Below are 22,421 nucleotides of genomic sequence, written 5' to 3'. Positions count from 1 at the left end.
AGTGAGACAGGTAGACGTAACATCTAATGTGACGGCTGCTGTAGAGAGCCGTGGTGGTTTCGAATGGTAATATATGGTAGGTGGTCTGTGGATGTGTAAGACAGGACGGGAGTCAACACAGCGTGCGGTCGAGGCGACACCGTCACTCGATCACATTTTTGAACTACTGTCGAACCAACGACGGCGGTATGCGTTGTACACATTATACGAGCAATCGGACGGTGTTGCGACGGTCGAAGAGTTGACTGACGCGATCGTGGCGTTCGATCGGCGCTACGGTGAGTCAGAGGCAGAGTGTGAGTCCGAGTCGACAGCTGTGCGAGGGAACAACTCGCATCATACTGAGGGACAACTCACCACGGACGAGCAACACCACGTGGTCGAGACCGAACTGCAACACGTTCACCTACCGAAACTGGAAGAGGTGGGTGTGATCGAGCACGACCGACGCAGTCAGACGGTTCGGTACTGGTCCCAACCGTCACTCGAGGAGTGGCTCGAACACGCCCATCACAAGGAACGGCGTGCAGGGACCGAACGATAACTGCTGACGAGATTGGGTCGGGTTGGGACGGACAGACGGGTACCGATACCAACTCGTGGGGGCCTGGGGATGCCGACGACTATCTGCCGAGCGACGGCGCGGTCGCGTTCTGGCCGGTGGCGATCTGTGACGAACTGTGGCGCTGCGTGACGAGCCGCGCTGAAAGGTTTAACACGTCACTTGATGACCTTCCAGATGGAGTCGGGGACAACTGGTTCCCGAACGTGATAGTGTGGTATGGTATCATTTCACTCCTGAACACTTAACAGGAGCGGAACCTAACCACTCACTAGGTGTTTACCCATGACTGACCACGAACTTCCACCACTTCCATACGATTACGACGCATTGGAACCGTCGATCTCCGAGCAGGTCGTCACCTGGCACCACGACACGCACCATCAGGGCTACGTCAACGGCCTGAACTCGGCCGAGGAGACCCTCGCCGAGAACCGCGAGAGCGGTGACTTCGGCTCGACGCCCGGTGCGCTTTCAAACGTCACCCACAACGGCTGTGGTCACTACCTCCACACGCTGTTCTGGGAGAACATGTCGCCAAACGGTGGCGGTGAGCCAGAGGGCGATATCGCAGACCGTATTGAGGAGGACTTCGGCTCCTACGAGGGCTGGAAGGGCGAATTCGAGGCCGCTGCCGGCGCAGCCGGCGGCTGGGCGCTGCTGGTATACGACCCAGTTGCGAAGCAGCTTCGCAACGTTGCGGTCGACAAGCACGACCAGGGCGCACTCTGGGGCTCCCATCCAATCCTCGCACTCGACGTCTGGGAGCACTCCTACTACTACGACTACGGTCCAGACCGCGGCAGCTTCATCGAGGGCTTCTTCGACGTGATCAACTGGGACTCGGTCGAGGACGAGTACCAGAAGTGCCTCGACCACTTCGAGTAAGTCGCAACGAGACGAGTAGCTGAAGCAACAGGCTGTGCGGTCCAATCTCGTGTTTTTTGCGTCACCGACCGGCGAGCGACTGCCATCGCCACTGCTCGCCGGACCAAGTATATTGTGAACAAGCACCACTGTTTATCAGTCCGGACAACGACGCGGTCCGTATATGGCCGCCGAGGAGGGACCAGAGTCTCCGTCCGAATCCGAACCCAGTTCCAAGTCTACAGTAGTACCCGACTCCGACGCTGTACCCACCACATCCACCGGTCCAACCACGGATACAGGAACCTCACAGACGGGGTCACTCGAGAGCGCACTCGAGTCCGCTTGTCGTGGCGACGTCCGGTTCGACGAATACACCCGCATCCTCTACGCCACCGACGGCAGCATCTATCAGGCACAGCCGGCGGGTGTCGTCGTGCCGCGAGACGCGGCCGACGTGCAGGCGGCGGTTCGCGTCGCAGCCGAACACGACGTGCCGGTGCTCCCACGCGGTGCAGGCTCGTCGCTCGCCGGACAGGCAGTCGGCCTCGGCTGTGTCGTCCTCGATCTGTCGCGGCATATGGACGAAATTCAAGCCATCAATCCGGAGCGGCGACGTGCCACCGTTCAGCCCGGCGTTGTACAGGACGACCTCGACGCTGCGCTCGAACCACACGGGCTCAAGTTCGCGCCCGATCCGGCCTCCTCGAATCGGGCGACGATCGGCGGCGGCATCGGGAATAACTCGACGGGTGCACACTCGGTTCGGTACGGGATCACGGACGCCTACGTTGAAGCCTGTGAGGTCGTCCTCGCGGATGGCTCACAGATTCGGACGCGAGACATCGTGCTGGACAGTGCGGAGTGGGACCGGCTCGTTGCAAAGGACGACCGCGAGGCTGTACTCTACCGCACCGTTCGGGCCATCGTCGAGGACAACGCAGACGAGATCGAGAACCGCTATCCCAACCTCAAGCGCAGTGTCAGCGGCTACAATCTCCAGAAAGTGATTAGGACCACCGAGCAGGGGGAACGAGTGATCAACCTCTCGAAGCTTATCGTCGGCGCGGAGGGAACCCTCGGCGTCGTCGTCGAAGCCGACCTTTCGCTCGTCACTCGCCCCGAGGAAACCGCGCTCCTTGTCTGTTGTTACGACGACCTCCTCGAGTCGCTCGCCGCTGTGCCTCGGGCACTCGAGTCCGACGCCAGTGCGGTCGAACTCATGGACGAGGACGTGTTTCGACTCGCCGCTGACTCGACGGAGTACGCCGAGTTCGTCGAGCCGATTCCGGACGGGACTGCGGCTGCACTCATGGTAGAGTTCGACTCGGAGGTGGTCGATGACTTGCCGGGCGCGGTCGAACGCACCCGTGCGGAGCTCGTCGAGTCGGGGGCTGCGGTCGAGTCGCTCGAGGCGTTCGACGCCGACGAGCAGGATCGTCTCTGGAAGCTTCGCAAGGCTGCGATTCCGCTGCTAATGAGCATGGCGGGCGATCCGAAACCGTATCCGTTTGTCGAGGACGCTTCGGTTCCACCCGCGGAACTCGCCGAGTACGTCGCCAGCTTTCAGGAGATTCTCGAGACCCACGACACGAACGCATCGTACTTCGCCCACGCGGGCGCGGGGACGCTGCATATCCGTCCCGTCCTGAACCTCAAAGACGAAGACGGCGTCGAAATCATGCGCTCGATCGCCGAGGACGTGACCTCGCTCGCGCTCGAACACGGCGGCTCGTTCTCCGGGGAGCACGGCGACGGCCTCGCCCGGACCGAATTTAACCCCAAACTGTACGGTCCTGATCTCTGGGACGCGTTCAAGGAGGTCAAGTCCGCGTTCGACCCCGACTGGCGCATGAATCCGGGGAAGGTCGTCTACCGCGATGAGGAGCCGACCGACATCCGCGACAATCTTCGCTACGGAGCCGACTATGCGACGCTCGAGCCACGGACGGCACTCGAGTTCGAATCTGAAGGCGGCTTCTCCCATCTCGTCGAACTCTGTAACGGCTGTGGCACCTGTCGTCAGACCGACGGCGACGTGATGTGTCCGACCTACCGGGTGACCGGCGAGGAGATCGCAACGACACGCGGTCGGGCCAACCTGCTTCGGGCGGCGATTAGCGGCGAACTCGACCCCGAAGCGCTCTACGACGATCGATTCCAGTCCGAGGTGCTGGATCTCTGCATCGGCTGCAAGGGTTGTCAGAGCGAGTGCCCGACCGGCGTCGACCTGGCGAAGCTCAAAGCCGAGGTGAAACACCAGTACCACGAGCGCGAGGGCGTCGGCGTGCGTGAGCGTCTGTTCGCGAACATCGACCGCCTCGCTGCGCTTGGGAGCGCCACCGCGCCGCTCGCCAACCGCGCCACAGCAGTGCCCGGCGCGCGATCGGTACTCGAGAAGACCCTCGGCATCGCCCCCGAGCGAACGCTTCCCTCGTTCCGGCGCGAGTCGCTGGTCGACTGGTTCGCGGCCCGCGGGCCACAAGTCGATCCCGGGAACGCCATAGCAGGGGTCGTCCTCTTCCCGGATACGTATACGAACTACTCGAATCCGGAACCCGGACAGGTTGCCGTCGAGGTGCTGGAGGCTGCGAACGTCCACGTCCGGATTCCGGATCTCGGTCCGACGGGCAGGGCCGCCTACTCGCAGGGGCTGCTCGACGACGCCAGCCGACGGGCCGAGACGCTGCTCGAGGAACTCGAGTCGTTCCTCGAACAGGGCTGGTCGGTGCTCTTTCTCGAACCGTCCGACGCGTCGATGGTGGTCGACGAGTACCGGTCGCTGCTCGGCGACGAGTACAGCGAGCGAGTCGACCGTCTTGCGGCGAACGCCTACGGCGTCTGTGAGTTCATCGACACGCACCGCCTCGACGACAGGATTGCGTTCGACTCGAGTGCGGCGGCCGAGGGGCTGACGTATCACGGGCATTGCCACCAGAAAGCTCGCGGTGCAGACCATCACGCTGTCGGCGTCCTCCGGCGGGCTGGCTACGCAGTCGATCCCGTCGACTCCGGCTGCTGTGGCATGGCTGGCAGCTTCGGCTACGAGGCCGAGCACTACGACTTCTCGCGGGCAATCGGCTCGCTACTGCAGGAGAAGCTCACAGCGAGTGCGGGGACGACTGTCGTCGCACCGGGCACTTCCTGTCGGACACAGATCGGCGACTTCAAGGGCGCAGAGCGGCCGGCGCACCCGGTCGAACTGCTCGCTCGTACGCTTGCGGACTGATTTGACCGCTCACAGCAGGCACGAGAACGAACGCTTTAGGCGTCTGACCGGTGTACGTGTGAGCGAACGAATGCCCGTACCCAAATCAGAATTCGACAGCCTGCCGCCGTGTGACTTCTACACACCCGCGGAACTGTTCGAGGACGACCAGATGTACACCGTCTACGAAATCGCTCGCATGCTTCAGGGGCTCGAGGCTGACGCCGAAATCGATCAGGAAACCGAGGCAATCCTGCTCGACTGGGCGATTCCGTGGATTATGACCAACGCCCCAGAGCTCGTGGTCGCCGAACCGCGAAGCGACGACGAACCCGGCTACTACGGGCTGAAGACGGACGAGTAGATGCTTCTGCTCGTCGTTGGCACCGACCGAGTCGACGCCGGCAAGACCACGTTCTCGGTCGGCCTGCTCGAACGCACCGGCGCTCGCGGCTACAAACCCCGCGCGGGCAACGACTTCTGGTTCGACCACGACGACTGCCAGCGCGCGCTCGCAGACGGGCGGCTCTACGGCAAGGACGCCGCCCGACTCGCCGCAGCCGAGCACAGGGGCCGAGATCCCGAAGCCCTCAATCCCGTTCATCGCCTCTGGCGACCGACGCCCAGCGACGGGGCCGGCCTCCTCGGTCGCCATGACCGCGAGTTCGTCGTCGACCGCATCGGCCACGATGACGACGCGACGTACGTCCGAAACGCGACCGCCGAAATACCCGCATCGGTGTCCGAGGCGCTACCACTCGAGGACGCGATTCCCGTCGAGACCGTCGAGGAGTTCAACGCGCTCGCAGAGGAGCGGTACGTCCCAGCGTTCGCTGACCTCGCCACGGAAATCGAGGCGACGTCAGTCGCCGTCGTCGAATCCTACAGCGACATCGCACAGCCACTCCAGTCGCTCGATCCCGCAGCTGTCACAGCGGTTGCCGCAGTCGAACCCGGCCGCGTCCGAATCTACCCCGGTGACCGCTACTGCCGGGCCTGCGAAATCGCGAGCTCCAGCCCGAAAGACGGCGCGCTCGAAAAGCGCGTACCGGACGTACTCGAGTACCTCGATCCGCTTGATCGGGTGTCGTTGCCGCCGCTCGAGAGCGCCGATCGCGACGACCCTGTGGCGATCGCCGACGCGTACAGCACGGCCTACAACGCGTTGCTGGCTGCGGCCCGCCAGGGGACTCGGCCGGCAGACCACTCGGCAGGCACCTCAAAATAGGGTCATTCGGTTGTTTTCCCACTGCCATGTGACACCGATGCCTGTGCGGATTGGTGACACACTGGTTGTCGAACGATCAACTTACAACTACGCAGTGAAACCACCGGGTGATGAAACGACGAACGTTCGTCGGCACACTCGGTGGGGGAGCCATTGCTGGCTTCGCAGGCTGTCTCTCTCGCGAGGATACCGGCGACGAGGACGAGAACGGCGACGCAAACGGTGACGAACAGACACCCGACCCAGAACCCGAAAATCCCGATCTGGAGGGGACGCTTGAGGTCGTCACATACGAGTCGATGGTCGACGGCGATAACCCGGCCGGCCCGTGGCTCAAAGACGCCTTCGAGGAAGCCTATCCCGACGCGGAACTCGAGTGGACCCGCCTGCCGGACCAGGGGATCAACCACTACATCAACAGCGCCGAGCAGGGCGAGTCGATCGACCCCGACGTCTACCTCGGGCTGAACATCGACGATCTGGTGACCGTCGACGACAACCTGGCGGACGGCGGCCTGTTCCGCGAACTCAACACCGGCCGAATCGAGCGCTCGGGTCGCATTCGTGATGGGCTCGACATGGGCGACCCGCACGACCGTGTGCTGACCTACGACACGGGCTACATCAGCCTCGTCTACGATGAGACCGAAGTCGACGAACCACAGACGTTCGAGGACCTGCTTGACCCGGCCTACGAGGACGCGCTGCTCGCCCAGAACGCACAGACCTCGGACCCGGGCCAGGCGTTCTTACTCTGGACCATCGACGCCTTCGGCGAGGACGGCTACCTCGACTACTGGCAGGACCTGCAGGACAACGGCGTCCGCGTGCTCGACGACTGGACCGAGTCCTACTACGGTGCGTACATGAACGAGGAGCGCCCAATAGTCGTCTCCTACTCGACGGATCAGGTGTTCGCCTCCGCGGAGGGCCACGACCTCAGCCGTCACCAGGTCGGCTTCTTGAACGACCAGGGCTATGCGAACCCCGAAGGGATGGCGATCTTCGAGGATGCGGATCAGCTCGACCTCGCGTACGCCTTCCTCGACTTCGCACTCTCGAACGATTCACAGGCCGAAATCGCAGAACGGAACGTCCAGTTCCCGGCCGTCGAAGACGAGTACGTCGACCTCGACGAGGAATTCGACCAGTACGCCTACGTGCCGCCGGAGGCCGTGACGGTCGGCTACGACGACCTCCGCGGAAACGTCGACGACTGGGTCGACGACTGGGCGCGCGAAGTCGCGAGCCAGTAAGACTGTGTCCCGGCGGGGGACTGATTCGCGGGCGCAGTCAGAGTCGGAATCTGAACCTGAACCGGGTTCGGTTTCGGATTTAGATTCGGATTCGGATTCGGACATAGATTCGAATTCGAACCCGAATCCACAGCCTGAATCTTCGACCCAGTCTGCGAATCAGCGCGAGAACGAACGCGATTCGACGAGCACACAGCTTCGACATTGGCTCGACAGCCACGTGCTCGCGCTGCTCGCACTTGCCACCGCCGCCGTCCTCGCGGTCATGCTCTACCTCCCGACCGGCGTCGTCCTCGTCAACGCCGTCGTCGAGGACAGCATCCCAACACTCGCGCCGTTCGTCGATGTCCTCACAGACCCCTTCTACTTCGGCGTCCTGGCAGACGTCTTCGCGGACCCGCTCGCGATCGGCGAGCACCTCCACGCACTCGCCGGCTGGCTCGCAGCCATCTCGATTTCGGTCGGACTCGAGTACCGACTCCCACTGCCGTTCGTGCAGTTCGAGCTGCCGATCCCCTGGGTTGGCGTCGAGACGCCCGGCGTCCGGCAGGGACTGTTCGGCTTTACGGCGTATCAGGCCGCGCTGTCGACGATTGCAAGCGTCGCGATCGGGCTGCCGGCGGCGTACATCCTCGCGAACTACGAGTTCTACGGCCGGCGAACGCTGCGCTCGCTGACGATTCTGCCGTTCGTGCTGCCGGGCATCATGGTCGCGGTCGGCTTCTACGCGATGTTCGGCCGCTCTGGAACGCTGAACACGATTCTTGGCGGAGTCGGCCTCGGTCCGGTTGCGTTCGTCGAGTCGAACCCGCTCGCGATCGTCATCCTGGCCCACGCGTTCTACAACGCGCCGCTGGTCGCTCGGATTACCGTCGCCGCCTGGGAGTCCGTCGACATCCGGGCCGTCGAGACTGCTCGTAGCCTCGGCGCGAGCGAGCGCCGGGCCTTCCGGGATGTCGTCGTGCCACAACTTGTGCCGGCTGTCCTCACCGGCGCGCTGTTGACGTTCATCTTCACGTTCATGACGTTTCCAATCGTGCTTGCGCTCGGTGGTCTCCAGCTTGCGACTGTCGAGGTCTGGATCTACGACCGCATCCAGCGTCTGGACTACACCGAGGCCGCGACACTGGCTGTCCTCGAGACAATCCTCTCGCTCGGGCTGACCTACGCCTATCTCCGGTACGAGTCCGCCCAGACGGGACTCTCGCAGGCGGCCTCGCCGCCACCGAAGGAGGCGCTATTTCCCGATCTCCAGACGGTTCTCTCTCCGCGACGGCTCGCCATCCTCGGCTACGGGCTCGCCGCGCTCATCCTCTTCGTCGGCCCGCTCGCAAGCCTCGTCGTCGGGAGCCTGACGGATGGGAGCGGCTTTACGCTGCGAAACTACGCCTTCCTGTTGGAGCGCCAACTCGAGGGCGAGAGCTTTCAGACCCAGCCGTGGCCGGCGATCCGAAACTCGCTTCTGTTCGGCGTTGCGACCCTCGTGGTCGCGGTGCCGATGGGCGTCGTCATCTCGGTGCTGACGGTTCGGGCGGGTCGGAGCGGGACGATTATCGACACCCTCGCAATGCTTCCGCTCGCGGTCAGCGGGGTCGTCTTCGGCATCGGACTGCTTCAGGGACTCGTCTTCGGCATCTCGCTACCCGGCGGCTGGCAGTTCCAGGTGACCGGCGCGGTCGCCATCGTCGTCGCGCACGCGGTCGCGGCCTACCCGTTCGTCACCCGAAACGTCTCACCGCTGCTTTCGAATGTCGATCCAGCGATGGTCGAGTCCGCACGTGCACTTGGCGCGTCGCGATTCCGGGCGCTGCTCGATGTGGAGCTCCCGCTGGTCGCGAGCGGTATCGTCGCCGGCGCGGCGTTCGCCTTTGCCATCTCGATCGGTGAGTTCTCTTCGACGGTGATTTTGGCCAGCGGGAGCGAGAGCTACACGATGCCAGTCGCCGTCGAACGCTACCTCGGTCGCCGAACCGGCCCCGCAATCGCGATGGGGACGCTCCTCTTATGCGTCACGGCGGCCAGTTTCGTCGTCATCGACCGCGTCGGCGGGAGGTACGAACTGTGACGGAACTTCGACTTGCGGGTGTCTCGAAGCGCTACGGTGACACAGAGACGAGCACCACGGCCGGCGAAAGTGAAGCTGAAGCGATCGCCCTGCAGAACGTCGACCTCACCGTCAACGACGGCGAGTTCTTCACGCTTGTCGGACCCTCTGGCTGTGGCAAGACGACCACGCTACGGACCATTGCCGGTTTCGAGGAGCCGACGACCGGTACCGTCACCTTCGACGGCGACCCGATGACCGGCGTCCCGCCCGAAGACCGGGATGTCGGCGTCGTCTTCCAGAGCTACGCACTCTTTCCACACCTCTCGGTCGCCGAGAACGTCAGCTACGGGCTCAAGTTTCGAGCACCGCCCGCAGGACTGACTGTGGATGAGCGTGTGCGCGAGCTACTCGAGTTAGTCGACCTCGAGGGGATGGGAGAGCGCGATCCGGCGCAGCTCTCTGGCGGCCAGCAACAGCGGGTTGCCCTCGCTCGTGCGCTCGCGCCGGCACCGGAGCTGCTCTTGCTCGACGAGCCGATGAGCGCGCTCGACGCCAGACTGCGTGAGTCGCTTCGCCGGCAGCTCTCACGGATCCAGTCCGAACTCGATATTACGACGGTCTACGTCACGCACGATCAGGCGGAAGCGCTCGCGATTTCGGATCGCCTCGCGGTGATGCACGACGGAGAAATCGAACAGATCGGCCGGCCGAAGGACGTCTACCGCGAGCCGGACTCACGCTTCGTCGCCGAGTTCGTCGGCGACAATAACGTCTTCGACGGCCGGGTGGTCGATCACGACGGCGAGCGTGCGACCGTCGCAGTCGGGGAGACACAGACGAGGGTTACACTCGCTGGCGTTCCGACGGACGCGACGCACATTGCTGCTTGTGTGCGCCCAGGTGCGCTTCGTCGCGAGACGACGCAGAATCAGCTCACTGTCGACATCGAGACTACCGAGTTCCTCGGCGAACGCGTTCGCGTTCACGGCCACTGGAACAGCGTTCCGATCGTCCTCCGGCTCGCGGAGCCGCCCAGCGGTGAGACGTGTTCGGTCGGGTTCGAGCCCGAGGCGGCTCACGTGATCTCTTCGAGCGAGACGTAGTCGATTTCGGTGTTTGAGCCCTAGTTCGATTGCTGCTTACTATCGGTACCATCGCTACTGCCGCCACTATCGCTACAATCATCAACACCGTTCCCATCACCAACACCGTCACCGTCACCGTCACCGTCACCGTCACCGTCACAACCGCCCCCTCTCACGCCTGTCTCGCCATCCGCCCCGACAACTCGACGTGATCGTACGGCTCGTTCGTCACACTTGGGCCATGTCCCGTGTGCATCTCGGCGAGGTCAGTATCGATGGACTCGAGTACCCGGTCGATGCTCTCGATTAACGTCTGGCGATCGCCCTCGGGTAGGTCCGTGCGGCCGAAGCTCCCGTTCTGGAAGATCAGGTCGCCAGCGAAGAGGATGCCGGCGTCGGCGTCGTAAAAACAGAGGTGGTCGTCCTTGTGGCCGGGTGTGTGGAGGGCGGTGTACTCGCCGTCGCCGAGCGCGATGGTCGTGCCGTCCTCGATGGCGTGGTCGACGCCGTCGATCGTGTCGTCGTAGCCCCAGATGTCGACACCGAAGGCCTCCGTGACCGCAGCAACGTTGCCGACGTGGTCGCGGTGAGTGTGCGTGAGGACGACGGCGTCGAGGTCGTCAACTCGGGACTGAACCGCATCGACGACATCGAAGTTCGCCCCGGTGTCGACCAGTACGGTTCGGTCGCCTTCGACCAGAAAGACGTTACTCGTGAAGGCCTGGACACCCTGTGCGAGGTTGTGGATCATAGCGAGCCCTATGGAGGCGAGGGGTTTGTGCGTATCGACACTTGCTGACACTGACACCGCTTGCTGACACCAACACCGACACCGAAACAGACGCAGACGCAGACAGTGGTTCTCGGTGCGGAGCGATTTCGACGACCGGAGGCTGTTCAACCTACACACTACCGAACAGGTCGCTGGTCTAGCGGTACTCGTATTCACAAGCATTTTTAGCTCCGGCACGTAGTGAGCAACGAATGTATCGGCCGGTTTCCGTCGGACTCGTTGCCATCGGCGTTCTCCTCGTTGCACTCGGTATCGGCGCGACCGTTGTTCTGGGCGCGCCGACGGGGGGTAGTGGCGATGCCGGGACGGTGGCCGACGTTCAGACAGCGGAAACGATACCACAGTCGCTCTCTCCGCAAACACAGACACATTACTCGGACACTGAGACGCAGCAGCTGATCCAGCAGACGACCCAGCAACACGGCTCTCCCACCCAGCAGCAGTACGTCCCCGATTCGCGCGAGTTCGATCGGCGGACGTTCGAAATCACGGTCCACGAGAACGGGAGTGCAACCTGGACGTTCCGCTACGAACAGCAACTCGAGGAAAGCGATAACGAGACGGAGACGAACACGCCGGAGAACTTCGAGGCGTTCGCGGAAGAATTCGAGTCGGAGGAGACTGAGTTCTACCAGCGGTTCGTCGAGCAGGCGGGTTCACTCACAGACAGCGGGTCGGAGATCACGGATCGCGAAATGGACGCGACTAATTTCGACCGTCGCGCAATGGTCGATGGGCAGATCAACCCGAGGGGAATCGTCGAGATGTCCTTTACGTGGCACGGGTTCGCAGCCTCGGAGAACGGCACGCTCGTCATCGGTGACGTCTTCCAGAGTGTGTTCCTGTCGAGCGACCAGACAATTGAAGTTCAGCCCGGTGACGGTCTCGTCTTCGAACATGTCGAACCGGAGGCTGAGTACGTCGGGACGACGCTATCAGACGCCGATACGGTCCGATGGAGCGGCGAGCACGAGTTCCTCACCGGACACCCGCGCGTCGTCCTCGAGTACGAAGATGGCGGTTCGGGCGGCATTTCCGGGAGTAGCATTCCGTCGCTCTTTGGTGACCAGTCGACCGGCACGGTGCTGGTCGCACTCGCGCTTACTCTCGCGGTTGTGGCCGGACTAGTTCTCGCTGGGCTCTGGTACCGTACGCGGGGTCAGGATGGAACTGGTGCTGGTGTTGGTACTGGTACTAGTGGTAGCGACACGAGCCGCGATGGGAGCGGTGCTTCCGTTGTTCCAGGGCTCGGTGGGCGTACGGGAGACGAGACGACTGCAGAGAGTGGATCGGACTCCCGTGTAGCTAGTGCTGGTAACGAATCAAGCAATGGTCCGTCTCCGGGAGCCGGCGAAACTGCCGACGCTGGCAGCTCCGGACCGACGCCGGACCCCCTCTCCGAGGATGACCTGTTGACCGACGAGGACCGAGTCGTCAAACTCATCCGCGAGAACGGCGGTCGGATGAAACAGGTCAACATCGTTGACGAAACCGGTTGGTCGAAATCCAAGGTGAGCATGTTGCTCTCGGAGATGGAAGACGATGGAACGATCAGCAAACTCCGCGTTGGACGTGAGAACATCATCAGCCTCGAAGGATTCGAACCGGAGGCGACGAAGTCGCCGTTCGACGAACAGTAGTGACGTACGACGAGTAGCAATAACGTGTGACGAACCTATCGTGACAATTATCACACCTACGACCGGTACATTGTCACACAGTTGTCGTGTGACCGGTATGGTGTGATCCGATGTACAGTGACCTGCAGTGAGACTCTCCTCACGAGCAGCGTTTGCCGTACTCTGTCGTGTGACGTTGGCGCACTCCGGCGCTGAAACGGAATGCTTAAACATCGTAGCGCGCTACGTGAAAGTACGTTCGCGACGAACCGCGACGGGCTCCGATGGTGTAGTCCGGCCAATCATATTGCCCTCTCACGGCAATGACCAGGGTTCGAATCCCTGTCGGAGCACTTCTTCACTTTCAATTCGTTACTGAGCCACTGCAGTCGCTGTTTCACAGAATCGAGGTACTACACCCAGCTCTATCCCGTCTGATCCGGGACGCACCCGCGACGCACCAGACTCGGTGCACGCCGATTCGAAATTGAATGGTGGTGCACTCGATTTATATACTCCGCCAGGACAGTACCACAGAATATAATTTTCCAAATCGTAGTAAATACTCATCTCATACTGGCTGTTCGTCCCTGCTGAACCTATCGACACAAATAAACGAAGAACTGCATGACAATAGTTCACTCGAACCATCAGTAACTATCATAGAAAACGATTGATGACGGCCGCCTGAGGCCCTGCAAGGCTTTTTTACCATCCACCCACACGTCTCTGCTATGCAACTCCACAACAGGGATGTCCGACAGGACGTCCGAGAACTCGGCGCACTACTCGGTGACGTTCTCGAGGACCAAACCTCGCGACAGGCCTTCGAGACGGTCGAGTCGTGTCGGCGGGCGGCGATTGACTACCGAGCCGGCGAACTCGAGTCCCGTGACTCACTTATCGCCGAACTCGAAGGACTGTCGCCACACCAGCAGCGCATCGTCGCGCGAGGGTTCACCTCGTACTTCGAGCTGATCAACCTGGCCGAAGAGCGCGAGCGGGTGCGTTCGATCCGTACCGAGTCCCAGGAAGGAACGCTTGAGGACAGCCTCGAAACGGCGGCTGCAGAACTCGGTGAGGAGGACATCGAAACCGTTCAGCAAGTGCTCGACGACGTACTGATCGAGCCAACGTTTACGGCGCACCCGACCGAGGCGCGACGCAAGACGGTCAAGTCGAAGCTACGCGCGATTTCGATGGCACTCGAGACGCTCGATGAGCGGCTGTTGACCGACAAGGAGTCAGGGCAGGTCTGGGCGGACATCGACTCGGAGGTGACGAGCCTCTGGCAGACGCCCCAGGTTCGCAACCGCCAGCCCGAACCGGAAGACGAGGCCCGAAACGTCCAGTGGTACCTGCAGAACACGCTGTTTGACGTGGTCGGCGAGATCTACGACGAGTTCGCCGACGCGATCGACGAGGAGGTAGCGAGCGACCTCGATATCCCGAAGCTGTTCGAGTTCCGCTCGTGGGCCGGCAGCGACCGGGACGGGAACCCCTACGTGACGCCTGATGTGACCGCGCGGACGCTCGAACGCCAGCGGTCGGTCGTCCTCGAACGCTACCGCGAGCAGCTCAAACGCCTCTCGGGCGTGTTGAGCCAGGACGGAAGCCGGATCGACCCCGGCTCCGAATTCCAGGCCGCACTCGAGTCGGATCGCGAGCGACTGCCGGGGACTGCCAAGACCGCGGCGGAGCGGTATCCGGACGAACCGTACCGACAGAAGCTCAAGCTGATGCGCGAGCGGCTTGATCGTGTGGGTGACGTTCGACCGGGCGGCTACGACGACGCCGAAGAACTGCGAACCGATCTCACAACCATCGCCACGAGCCTGCGAGACAACGGCGCGGCGAGCGTCGTCGAGGCCCACGTTGATCCAATTCGACGGCAGGTCGCCACGTTCGGCTTCTCGCTTGCGAGTCTCGACCTGCGAGACCACCAGCAAAAACACACCGACGCGATCGCGGAGGCACTCGAGTCCGAGGAGATCGACTACCACGCCCTGTCCGAAGACGAACGGACGGAGCTGTTGACCGACGCGATCTTGCAGGACGAACCGGTGATCGACCTGGCCGGTGCCGTGAGCGACGAGCTCTCGGACGACTCCGCGCGCGTTCTGCGACTGTTCAACAGTCTCGCCGACTGGCAACGCGAGTACGGCGTCGAGGCAATCGACACCTACTGTATCTCGATGACCGAGGAACCGAGTCACGTCCTCGAGGTGCTGTTCCTGGCCGATCAGGCTGGTGTCGTCTCGCTACCAGAGCACTGTGGTATCGATGTCGTCCCGCTGCTCGAGACCGAGTATGCGCTCTCGGGGGCGCGCCGGATCATGGGCTCGCTGTTCGAGAACGAGGCCTACGTGCAGGCGCTCGAAGCGCGCGGACGCACCCAGGAGATCATGCTCGGCTACTCCGACTCGAACAAGGAGAACGGCTTCCTGGCGGCGAACTGGTCGCTGTACAAGAACCAGCGCCGACTCGGGGAGATCTGCGACGACCACGACGTGACGATGCGGCTGTTCCACGGCCGCGGTGGCTCCATCTCGCGGGGTGGCGGGCCGATGAACGAAGCGCTGCTCGCGTTGCCGAACAGCACTGTGACGGGCCAGGTCAAGTTCACCGAGCAGGGCGAGGCGATCGCCGAGAAGTACGCCAACCCGCGCATCGCCGAGCGCAACATCGAGCAGATGCTCAACGCCCAGCTTCGGGCGCGCCTCTACGCGAAAGACCAGCCTGAAGACGAGATTCGCGAAGAGTGGGTCGACGCCATGGAGACGATGGCCGACTCGGCCCGCCGCGAGTATCGCGATCTCCTGGAGAGCGACGGCTTCGTCCGATACTTCGAACAGGCGACGCCGATCACTGTCATCGAGAACCTCGACCTGGGATCGCGGCCTGCCTCGCGCTCCGGCGAGCGCACCGTCGAAGACCTGCGAGCGATTCCATGGGTGTTCTCCTGGACTCAGTCCCGGTGCATCCTGCCGGGCTGGTACGCCATTGCGACGGGTATCGACGCATACCTCGACGATGGTGGTGACGTGGAAACCCTCCAGACGATGTACGAGGAATGGTCGTTCTTCCGAACCACGCTCGACAACGCCGCACTCTCGCTCTCGCGGACCGAACTCGAGATCGCCGAGCAGTACGCGAACCTCGCGGACGAGGACCTGCGCGAGCAGTTCTTCCCACGGCTGACCGGCGAATACAAGCGTGCAGCCGACCTGATCACCAAGATCGGTCAGCGTGACCAACTCCACACCCGCGACTGGCTGGGTGAGAACCTGGAGCGACGAAACCCCTACGTCGACCCGCTGAACTTGCTTCAGACGTACCTGCTCGACCAAACTCACCGGACGGACATCGAAGAACGGACGCTCCGGCTGACGGTGAAGGGAATCGCGGCGGGGATGAAGAACACGGGATAAGCACACTCCGGTGACGATACGGTACTCGAGTTTTCAGTCGCTCTCTACCTGACTCTACGCTGTCGACTCCTCGACAGTCGGCACCGGCACCGACTCCAGCACACCGTTGACGACCTGCGACTTCGCGACGCCGTTAACCGTCGCGTCCGGCGTCAACACCAGCCTGTGGGCCAACACCGGCTGGGCAACGCGCTTGATGTCGTCCGGCGTCACGTACGACCGACCGACGATCGTCGCATACGCCCGCGCCGCCTCGAACAGTCGCTGGGTGCCACGCGGCGACACGCCCGTCTCGACACGGCCATCCGCACGGGTTTCGCGGGCGAGCGCGGCGACGTACTCGAGTAGGTCTTCGTCCACCCGGACTGTCTCGGGTACTTCTCGGAGTTGTCCGACCTGCTGGGGTTCGAGGACGGCCTCGACGGACGGACTGGTGGTTTCTCGGTCGGCGCGGCGACGGAGGAGTTCGACCTCGCCGGCTTCGTCGGGGTAGCCCATCGATGTTTTGACGAGGAAGCGGTCGACCTGCGCTTCGGGGAGCGGGAAGGTCCCTTCCTGTTCGACGGGGTTCTGGGTGGCGATGACGACGAAGGGATCGGGTAGCTGGCGGGTCTCGCCGTCGACGGTGACCTGGCCTTCCTCCATCGCTTCGAGGAGCGCGGCCTGGGTTTTCGGCGGTGCGCGGTTGATCTCGTCGGCGAGGACGACGTTTGCGAAGATGGGGCCCTGGTTGAACTCGAAGGTTCGCTCGCGTTCGTTGAAGATGTGGGTACCGGTGACGTCGGCGGGGAGCAGGTCGGGGGTGAACTGGATGCGCGAGAACGAGAGGCCGAGTGCAGTGGCGACGCTGCGGGCGGTGAGCGTCTTGCCGGTGCCGGGGACGTCCTCGACGAGGACGTGGCCGCGACCAACGACGCCGACGAGGATGTCTTCGGGGAACGCGCGGTCGCAGATGACGGCGTCGTCGATGGTCTGGAGGACGGCCGAACACTCGCTACTGGCCTGGGTGACGTCCATGGAAACGCCGTCGGCCGCTCGTGTCAAATGAGTTTCGCTCCCAGTGAGTTCCGGACTGCGTTCGGTGTCCGCTGTGTATCCGTCGGTATCCCACTCACTGACGATCTACAGAGCGTCCGTGAACCGCTCCCATCCTGCGAAACAGATCGAAACCGGTAAAAACGATACCCGAGTACAAACAGGTGAGCCGAGATAGCCTAGCCCGGCCAAGGCGGCAGATTCGAAATCTGCTGTCCTCACGGACTCGGGAGTTCAAATCTCCCTCTCGGCGTTTTTGGAGCAACAAATCGATGAGCGGTGCATAGCGACGCGAATCAACGAGTTGCTGCAAAACGACACAGAGATTTGAATCAGGGAGGTCGCACGCTCGCGAACGAAATGAGCGAGACCGTCCGACTGTGGTTCAAATCTCCCTCTCGGCGTTTTCCGCGAACTAACATCACTGAGCACCGTGTAGCGTGTGCTCAGAATCCGTGAGCGGACACGTTCACGGGAATTTGAACGAGGCCAGACGCGCGCAACGAAGTGAGCACGTCTGGACGTTGTTCAAATCTCCCTCTCGACGCTTCTACAGCGACCAACACCGACGAGCGACGCGTGGCGTGAAGCGCCACGACGGTCGAGCGGTGAAACCGCGAGATGCGTCGCGGCGTGAGTCAACCTGTCAGCATGCTCGCCGGGATTTTCTTCCACCCCTCGTGCATATAGCGCTCTCATAGTCACCTCTGGTTTGTGCTCCGAGGCACGGTACTCGAGTACCGTCCATCACCGTATTGTGAGTCCTCTGTCTGAGCACCCCATTACCATCCATTGGAAGCGTCGGACGTACAGAGCAAATCCGCTGGTCGGCTAGGTTGTCGCCGTCACCTGCAGGGTAACGCCTTATTCGCGTTCGTCTGGTCGGTTATTGTGTCAGTGAGTATCAATGGGAACGGCTGTATTCGATCGACGACGGGAGGTGAGCGACGGCAATGACTGACGCTGGTGAGCGAGACGGTGAACAGCCACATGACACCGGGTCCATTACCGATCGGACTGAAACCGACGAGGAGACATCGTCACCGGAGGAGGTGACCGACACGGGTGAACTGTTCCATCCACTCGGAGAGGATGCCCAGACCGATTTTCGGGACATGCTCGAGGAGACCGAGTACGATGCAGGCCTTGGGATGGAGATGGCTCGAGACGCGATGCGGCTTACGAAGGGCGAACTCTCCGAGGAGGAGTTCTACGACCGCTACCACGATGACGTGGTCGACGAGTTCGGCGAGGATGACCGGCCGATGGCCGAACGGATCGAGGAGGCCCGGGCAAACGGCACTCTCGACGATGCGCTGGCACGGTTCGGAACGGACGACGAATCTCGTCGCGACGTGATCAAGAAGATGGGTGTCGGCGCAGGCGCGTTCGGACTCACGGCCTGGGGCGCGTCGAACGGTGACGAGCGAGAGCCCGCCATCGGCGCTGTGCAGGACGACAACGGTGAGGAAAACGGTGCGGACGGAGACGGAACCCAGTGGGGTATGGTCCTCGATCACGAAACCTGCGACGGCTGTCTCGCCTGTGTTGTCGCCTGCAATGACGAGCATAATTGGAACGACGGTGCGAACTGGATGTACATCCTCGCTTACGAGGATGGGACGGTCGAATCGCCGGACGAAGAGGAGTTCGACGACACGCGCGATTTCAACTTCTTGATCCGGCCCTGCCAGCACTGTACCGACGCCCCCTGCGAGAAGGTCTGTCCGACCACGGCGCGCCACACCCGCGAGAACGGTGGGCTCGTTCTCACGGATTACGACATCTGTATCGGCTGTCGGTACTGTCAGGTCGCCTGTCCCTATGGTGTGAACTACTTCCAGTGGGAGGATCCCGAGGTTGAAGCTCCCTCCGAGGAACTTGAGGAGGACATGATGTTCGACGAGCGCGGCCGCTGGGTGAGCGGACGTGGCCCACGCGGTGTGATGGAGAAGTGCATCTTCGACCCGGCCCGGCAGGACGGACAGATGGGTGAGGAGATGGTCGGGACGACCGCCTGCGAGGACGCCTGTCCGCCGGGCGCGATCCAGTTCGGGGACATGAATGACCCCGAGAGCGATCCCCAGCAGTACCTCCAGAACGTGCCGCTTGCGAGGGCACGAGAGCACGACCCCGATGACGAAGTGCTTCAGGAGGCAATCGCGATCGTCGAGGGCGAAGAGGAGGGAGCCGATGAGGGCGACGATGGCATGACCGAGGAGGAAGCGATCCGACTGCTTCGCGGCGAGTACGGTGACAACGATTCCTCGTTCAAGCTGCTAGAGGAGTTCGGCACGAATCCGAATGTTATCTACCTCGGCAACGAGCCGGGTCCCGACGCCGAGCAGGTTCCCGGACCGGTCGCCTACGAGGATGTTGGGCAGATCAACAACCGGATGGAGGTCACCGACGAGCGGACGTTGGACGGCCTCGAACTCTGAGACACTGGGTGAGCGTTCCCTTCTCTTTCGATCGGCCAGTCCTGTTGGTGTTATTGATGGTCTCCTGCGCCTGAAGACGCCTAAAGGCGCGGGTATTCTCCTTGTTCTTTATGTTGATTCAGTCATACGGATTCGTATGAACACTCGTGGCCGCCTTTTCGTCGGCCTCCTCTGGCTCGGTGTCGCTGCTTTGATGGCGACGACGATCCTCGTCGAACCCGGCTTTTCGGCATCGGCGAGCGAACTCGCTCGGCTGTTCGTGGTTGCACTCGCGGTCTTTCTGGCCGTTGTCTACCTGTTCGATCCGTGGAATGTGTTGAGTCGCCAGCCATTCCATTGAGACCGGACTGGTACTACCACGGGCAACCCCGTCTCTGTTCAATCACCCGCTGGCGCGAGCGGCCGCTGATCGACCGCGAGCAACCGATCGAGTGCATCGACCATCGCCTCGACGCTCGCTCGGGTGATGTCCGCCTCGCTGCGAGCAACCGTCACCGAGCGATCGTTTCGCACCATCGTCACCTCGACAGTGACGACCGCATCCGTCCCGCCCGTCACCGCGTCGACGTGGTAGGACTCGAGTTCGGCGTCGGCCGAGGAGCCGAGGGCCTCCCGGATCGCTGAGACGGCCGCATCGACGGGACCGGAGCCCGTGCCGCTTGCGACCCGTTCCTCGCCGTCGACATCGAGACGGATACTCGCCGTGGGGACGGCTCCGCCGCTCGTCGCCGTCAGGTCGAGCAGGTCAACGACGCGCTCGCGGTCGTCACCAGTCACGTCCTCAGTGATGGCGAGCAGGTCGGCGTCCGTAACGCGCCGGCCGCGGTCGCCGAGTTCGGTGACCCGCGTTGCGATCTCAGCCACTTCGTCGTCACTCGCCTCAACGTCGTGCTCCTCGAGTGTGGCCGCGACGCCGGCCCGGCCGGTGTGCTTGCCGAGGGCGAGGCGACGCTCACGGCCGACGGTTTCGGGCGCGTAGGGCTCGTACATCTTATCGTCTTTGAGAGTGCCGTCCGTGTGGATGCCGCTCTCGTGGGTGAACGCGTTCTCGCCGATGACGGCCTTGTTTGGCGGGAGTTCGACACCGGTCGCTCGCGAGACGCGCTGTGCGAGGCCGTACAGCGTTTCGAGGTCGACCGTCTCCACGTCGTACACGTGTGAGAGCGCGATGGCGACCTCCTCGAGGGCGACGTTGCCGGCACGCTCGCCGAGGCCGTTGACCGTGCAGTGGACGAGGTCTGCGCCGGCCGAGACGGCGGCGAGCGCGTTCGCCACGCCGAGGCCGAGGTCGTCGTGCGTGTGCGCGCTGACCGGCCCGAGTTCGGCGAGCCGGGAGACGGCCGCCGTCGTGTGTTCTGGACCGGTGTGGCCGACCGTGTCGGCGAAACAGAACCGGTCCGCACCCGCCTCGAGCGAGGTTTCGGCGAGCTCCGCGAGGTAGTCGAGATCCGCCCGGGAGCCGTCCTCGCCGATCACCTCGACCCAGAGGTCGTGCTCGGTCGCGTACTCGACCAGTTCGGCCGTCGTCGCGAGGTTATCCGCACGTGAGGTGCCGACCTTCCCCTCGACGTGGCGGTCACTCGAGGGCACGACGATGTGGACGCCGTCGACGCCGCACTCGAGTGCCTGGTCGACGTCGCCGCGAATGCCGCGACAGAAGCTGGTGACGAGGGCGTCGAGGTCGAGGTCGGTGACGCGGGAGATAGCGCGGCGTTCGCCGGCACCGGTGCAGGCGCTGCCGGCTTCGATGACGCTGACGCCGGCGCGCTCGAGGGAGCGGGCGAGTTCGACCTTTTCGTCGGGCGAGAGCGAGACGCCGGGGGCCTGTTCGCCGTCGCGGAGTGTGGTGTCGAGGAGTTGAACGGTGCGGTCTGGATCGATCGTCTGGTCGGGGGTTGGTGTCTGTGAGTGCATTGGAGTGGTGGTGGTGGGTGTGGGTGTTGTCTGTGGGTGTGGTTGTCGGCGTAGGCGTGGCTGTGGGTGTGGCTGTGGTTGTGTCCGAGGCCGTAGCTGCGGTTGCGTTCGTCGCTGTGGATCTGTCGCTGTCGGCGTCTTCGCCAGTGCTGGTGCTCCCGTCGTCGCCAGCGTCAGCAGCGTCGGACGCAGTATCGGTTACTGTCGATGCAGATGAAACAGAAGCAGTGGCAGTGGCAGCGGCAGCGTCAGTTTCAGTAGCAATCTCAGTCTCAGTACGACCGCGGAGGACCGAGGCGAGACTATGTGTGCCGTATAATTTCGCGTCCAGCCGGATCGCTCCGACTTCCTCTATCCTCCGGCGATGAGACCGAATCAGAATCTCGTGCCATTGTACCTCGGTCTACTGTGACACACCGTCTTAAGCACGTCGACCACGGTACTTTCTGCGCTGTCGCCTCAACCAGTTTGCACGACGCTAGTCGTCGATCAACGCAACCTCGTCACCCGGCTCGACGCCAGCCGCAGCGCCGGCGGGTAACTCGAGTATCGTGTCCGCGCGATCGCGGGCGAAGCCGCGCCACGGTCGGAGTTGTTCGACGCGCTGGACGACGCCGTCGGCGACCCAGATGACGTCGAGCGGGACGAAGACGAACAACATGTGGACATCGCGGGTGCTCGCGTTGCCGAAGCGGAAGGCGAGCGCGAAGTCCTCAGGGAGCGAGCGGCGGAACATGAGACCGCGGGTCTGTGCGAGCAGGGAGTCTGCGAGGTCGATCTGGGTGGCGAGCGTCGTCCGGTCGTCTGGGGATGCAACTGAGCCGTCGGCGGCGTGAACGAGGCGCACGACTGGGCGTCGGCGTGCAACGAGCAAAAAGACTGTCAAAACGGCGGCTGCTGACTGTGGTCCGTGATTTCCGTGGCCGTGGGCGTAG

The 22,421-nt window shown here is 62.9% G+C and carries 16 protein-coding genes and 2 tRNA genes; 14 read left to right on the top strand and 4 right to left on the bottom strand.

All coding sequences use genetic code 11. The annotated features are described in order from the left end of the window. The first annotated feature begins 91 nt into the window (after positions 1-91). From C482_RS12145 to C482_RS12110, 8 genes are all read left to right on the top strand, one after another. A complete protein-coding gene (locus C482_RS12145; RefSeq protein WP_006167920.1) occupies positions 92-544 on the top strand; it encodes a DUF7344 domain-containing protein in 453 nt (150 codons plus the stop codon). A gap of 303 nt (positions 545-847) precedes the next feature. Next, a complete protein-coding gene (gene sod, locus C482_RS12140; protein WP_006167919.1) occupies positions 848-1,450 on the top strand; it encodes a superoxide dismutase in 603 nt (200 codons plus the stop codon). A 163-nt stretch (positions 1,451-1,613) separates the two neighbouring features. Continuing rightward, positions 1,614-4,658, top strand: coding sequence for an FAD-binding and (Fe-S)-binding domain-containing protein (locus C482_RS12135; RefSeq protein ID WP_006167918.1), 3,045 nt, complete (start codon positions 1,614-1,616; stop codon positions 4,656-4,658). Positions 4,659-4,728: 70 nt separating this feature from the next. Continuing rightward, positions 4,729-5,001 carry a DUF5827 family protein gene (locus tag C482_RS12130; protein ID WP_006167917.1) on the top strand — a complete coding sequence of 91 codons (273 nt, stop codon included), beginning with the start codon at positions 4,729-4,731 and terminating at the stop codon, positions 4,999-5,001. Continuing rightward, entirely contained in the window at positions 5,002-5,865 is an 864-nt protein-coding gene (locus C482_RS12125) for a hypothetical protein (RefSeq protein WP_006167916.1), read from the top strand. It abuts the gene before it with no gap. A 110-nt stretch (positions 5,866-5,975) separates the two neighbouring features. Beyond that, entirely contained in the window at positions 5,976-7,121 is a 1,146-nt protein-coding gene (locus C482_RS12120) for a thiamine ABC transporter substrate-binding protein (RefSeq protein ID WP_006167915.1), read from the top strand. A gap of 220 nt (positions 7,122-7,341) precedes the next feature. Beyond that, a complete protein-coding gene (locus C482_RS12115; protein WP_049896685.1) occupies positions 7,342-9,186 on the top strand; it encodes an ABC transporter permease subunit in 1,845 nt (614 codons plus the stop codon). Beyond that, the gene (locus tag C482_RS12110; protein ID WP_006167913.1) at positions 9,183-10,271 is read left to right on the top strand and encodes an ABC transporter ATP-binding protein; all 1,089 of its coding nucleotides are present in this window, start codon (positions 9,183-9,185) and stop codon (positions 10,269-10,271) included. Before C482_RS12115 ends, C482_RS12110 begins: the two co-directional genes overlap by 4 nt. Positions 10,272-10,425: 154 nt before the next feature. Here the strand turns inward: C482_RS12110 and C482_RS12105 are convergent, their stop codons facing one another. Beyond that, the gene (locus C482_RS12105; RefSeq protein ID WP_006167912.1) at positions 10,426-11,004 is read right to left on the bottom strand and encodes an MBL fold metallo-hydrolase; all 579 of its coding nucleotides are present in this window, start codon (positions 11,002-11,004) and stop codon (positions 10,426-10,428) included. A 233-nt stretch (positions 11,005-11,237) separates the two neighbouring features. Here C482_RS12105 and C482_RS12100 point away from each other — a divergent pair, with 233 nt between their 5' ends. From C482_RS12100 to ppc, 3 genes are all read left to right on the top strand, one after another. Further along, positions 11,238-12,686, top strand: coding sequence for a helix-turn-helix transcriptional regulator (locus C482_RS12100; RefSeq protein WP_006167911.1), 1,449 nt, complete (start codon positions 11,238-11,240; stop codon positions 12,684-12,686). A 257-nt stretch (positions 12,687-12,943) separates the two neighbouring features. Continuing rightward, a tRNA-Glu gene (locus C482_RS12095) sits at positions 12,944-13,018 on the top strand. A 381-nt stretch (positions 13,019-13,399) separates the two neighbouring features. Beyond that, positions 13,400-16,096, top strand: a complete 2,697-nt coding sequence (gene ppc / locus C482_RS12090) for a phosphoenolpyruvate carboxylase (protein ID WP_006167910.1) — start codon at positions 13,400-13,402, stop codon at positions 16,094-16,096. Positions 16,097-16,150: 54 nt separating this feature from the next. Here the strand turns inward: ppc and C482_RS12085 are convergent, their stop codons facing one another. Then, positions 16,151-17,113: an AAA family ATPase gene (locus tag C482_RS12085; RefSeq protein ID WP_006167909.1), complete on the bottom strand. Its 963-nt coding sequence runs from the start codon at positions 17,111-17,113 to the stop codon at positions 16,151-16,153. Positions 17,114-17,299: 186 nt separating this feature from the next. Between C482_RS12085 and C482_RS12080 the strand changes: the two genes are divergently transcribed. The 3 genes from C482_RS12080 to C482_RS12070 all read left to right on the top strand — a co-directional run bounded on the left by C482_RS12080 (position 17,300) and on the right by C482_RS12070 (position 19,912). Then, positions 17,300-17,384: transfer RNA gene (locus C482_RS12080), tRNA-Ser, on the top strand. Positions 17,385-18,084: 700 nt separating this feature from the next. Then, the gene (locus C482_RS12075) at positions 18,085-19,572 is read left to right on the top strand and encodes a 4Fe-4S ferredoxin N-terminal domain-containing protein (protein WP_006167908.1); all 1,488 of its coding nucleotides are present in this window, start codon (positions 18,085-18,087) and stop codon (positions 19,570-19,572) included. Between the two features lie 136 nt (positions 19,573-19,708). Further along, positions 19,709-19,912, top strand: coding sequence for a hypothetical protein (locus C482_RS12070; protein ID WP_006167907.1), 204 nt, complete (start codon positions 19,709-19,711; stop codon positions 19,910-19,912). Between the two features lie 38 nt (positions 19,913-19,950). On the opposite strand, the gene C482_RS12065 is transcribed toward C482_RS12070, so the two are convergent. Together C482_RS12065 and C482_RS12060 are read right to left on the bottom strand one after the other, a co-directional pair. Then, entirely contained in the window at positions 19,951-21,486 is a 1,536-nt protein-coding gene (locus tag C482_RS12065; RefSeq protein WP_006167906.1) for a (R)-citramalate synthase, read from the bottom strand. Between the two features lie 478 nt (positions 21,487-21,964). Further along, the gene (locus C482_RS12060; RefSeq protein WP_006167905.1) at positions 21,965-22,333 is read right to left on the bottom strand and encodes a DUF192 domain-containing protein; all 369 of its coding nucleotides are present in this window, start codon (positions 22,331-22,333) and stop codon (positions 21,965-21,967) included. Positions 22,334-22,421 lie beyond the last annotated feature (88 nt).

It is taken from the genome of Natrialba chahannaoensis JCM 10990 (assembly GCF_000337135.1).
Lineage (GTDB): Archaea > Halobacteriota > Halobacteria > Halobacteriales > Natrialbaceae > Natrialba > Natrialba chahannaoensis.
This window is presented reverse-complemented; position numbering and strand designations above follow the sequence as displayed.

What these genes read in the sequence shown, in the direction of transcription:
- C482_RS12145 (WP_006167920.1), top strand. Translation starts at nt 92, where the DNA reads ATGTGTAAGACAGGACGGGAGTCAACACAGCGTGCGGTCGAGGCGACA.
- sod (WP_006167919.1), top strand. Translation starts at nt 848, where the DNA reads ATGACTGACCACGAACTTCCACCACTTCCATACGATTACGACGCATTG.
- C482_RS12135 (WP_006167918.1), top strand. Translation starts at nt 1,614, where the DNA reads ATGGCCGCCGAGGAGGGACCAGAGTCTCCGTCCGAATCCGAACCCAGT.
- C482_RS12130 (WP_006167917.1), top strand. Translation starts at nt 4,729, where the DNA reads ATGCCCGTACCCAAATCAGAATTCGACAGCCTGCCGCCGTGTGACTTC.
- C482_RS12125 (WP_006167916.1), top strand. Translation starts at nt 5,002, where the DNA reads ATGCTTCTGCTCGTCGTTGGCACCGACCGAGTCGACGCCGGCAAGACC.
- C482_RS12120 (WP_006167915.1), top strand. Translation starts at nt 5,976, where the DNA reads ATGAAACGACGAACGTTCGTCGGCACACTCGGTGGGGGAGCCATTGCT.
- C482_RS12105 (WP_006167912.1), bottom strand. Translation starts at nt 11,004, where the DNA reads ATGATCCACAACCTCGCACAGGGTGTCCAGGCCTTCACGAGTAACGTC.
- C482_RS12100 (WP_006167911.1), top strand. Translation starts at nt 11,238, where the DNA reads ATGTATCGGCCGGTTTCCGTCGGACTCGTTGCCATCGGCGTTCTCCTC.
- ppc (WP_006167910.1), top strand. Translation starts at nt 13,400, where the DNA reads ATGCAACTCCACAACAGGGATGTCCGACAGGACGTCCGAGAACTCGGC.
- C482_RS12085 (WP_006167909.1), bottom strand. Translation starts at nt 17,113, where the DNA reads ATGGACGTCACCCAGGCCAGTAGCGAGTGTTCGGCCGTCCTCCAGACC.
- C482_RS12075 (WP_006167908.1), top strand. Translation starts at nt 18,085, where the DNA reads ATGACTGACGCTGGTGAGCGAGACGGTGAACAGCCACATGACACCGGG.
- C482_RS12070 (WP_006167907.1), top strand. Translation starts at nt 19,709, where the DNA reads ATGAACACTCGTGGCCGCCTTTTCGTCGGCCTCCTCTGGCTCGGTGTC.
- C482_RS12065 (WP_006167906.1), bottom strand. Translation starts at nt 21,486, where the DNA reads ATGCACTCACAGACACCAACCCCCGACCAGACGATCGATCCAGACCGC.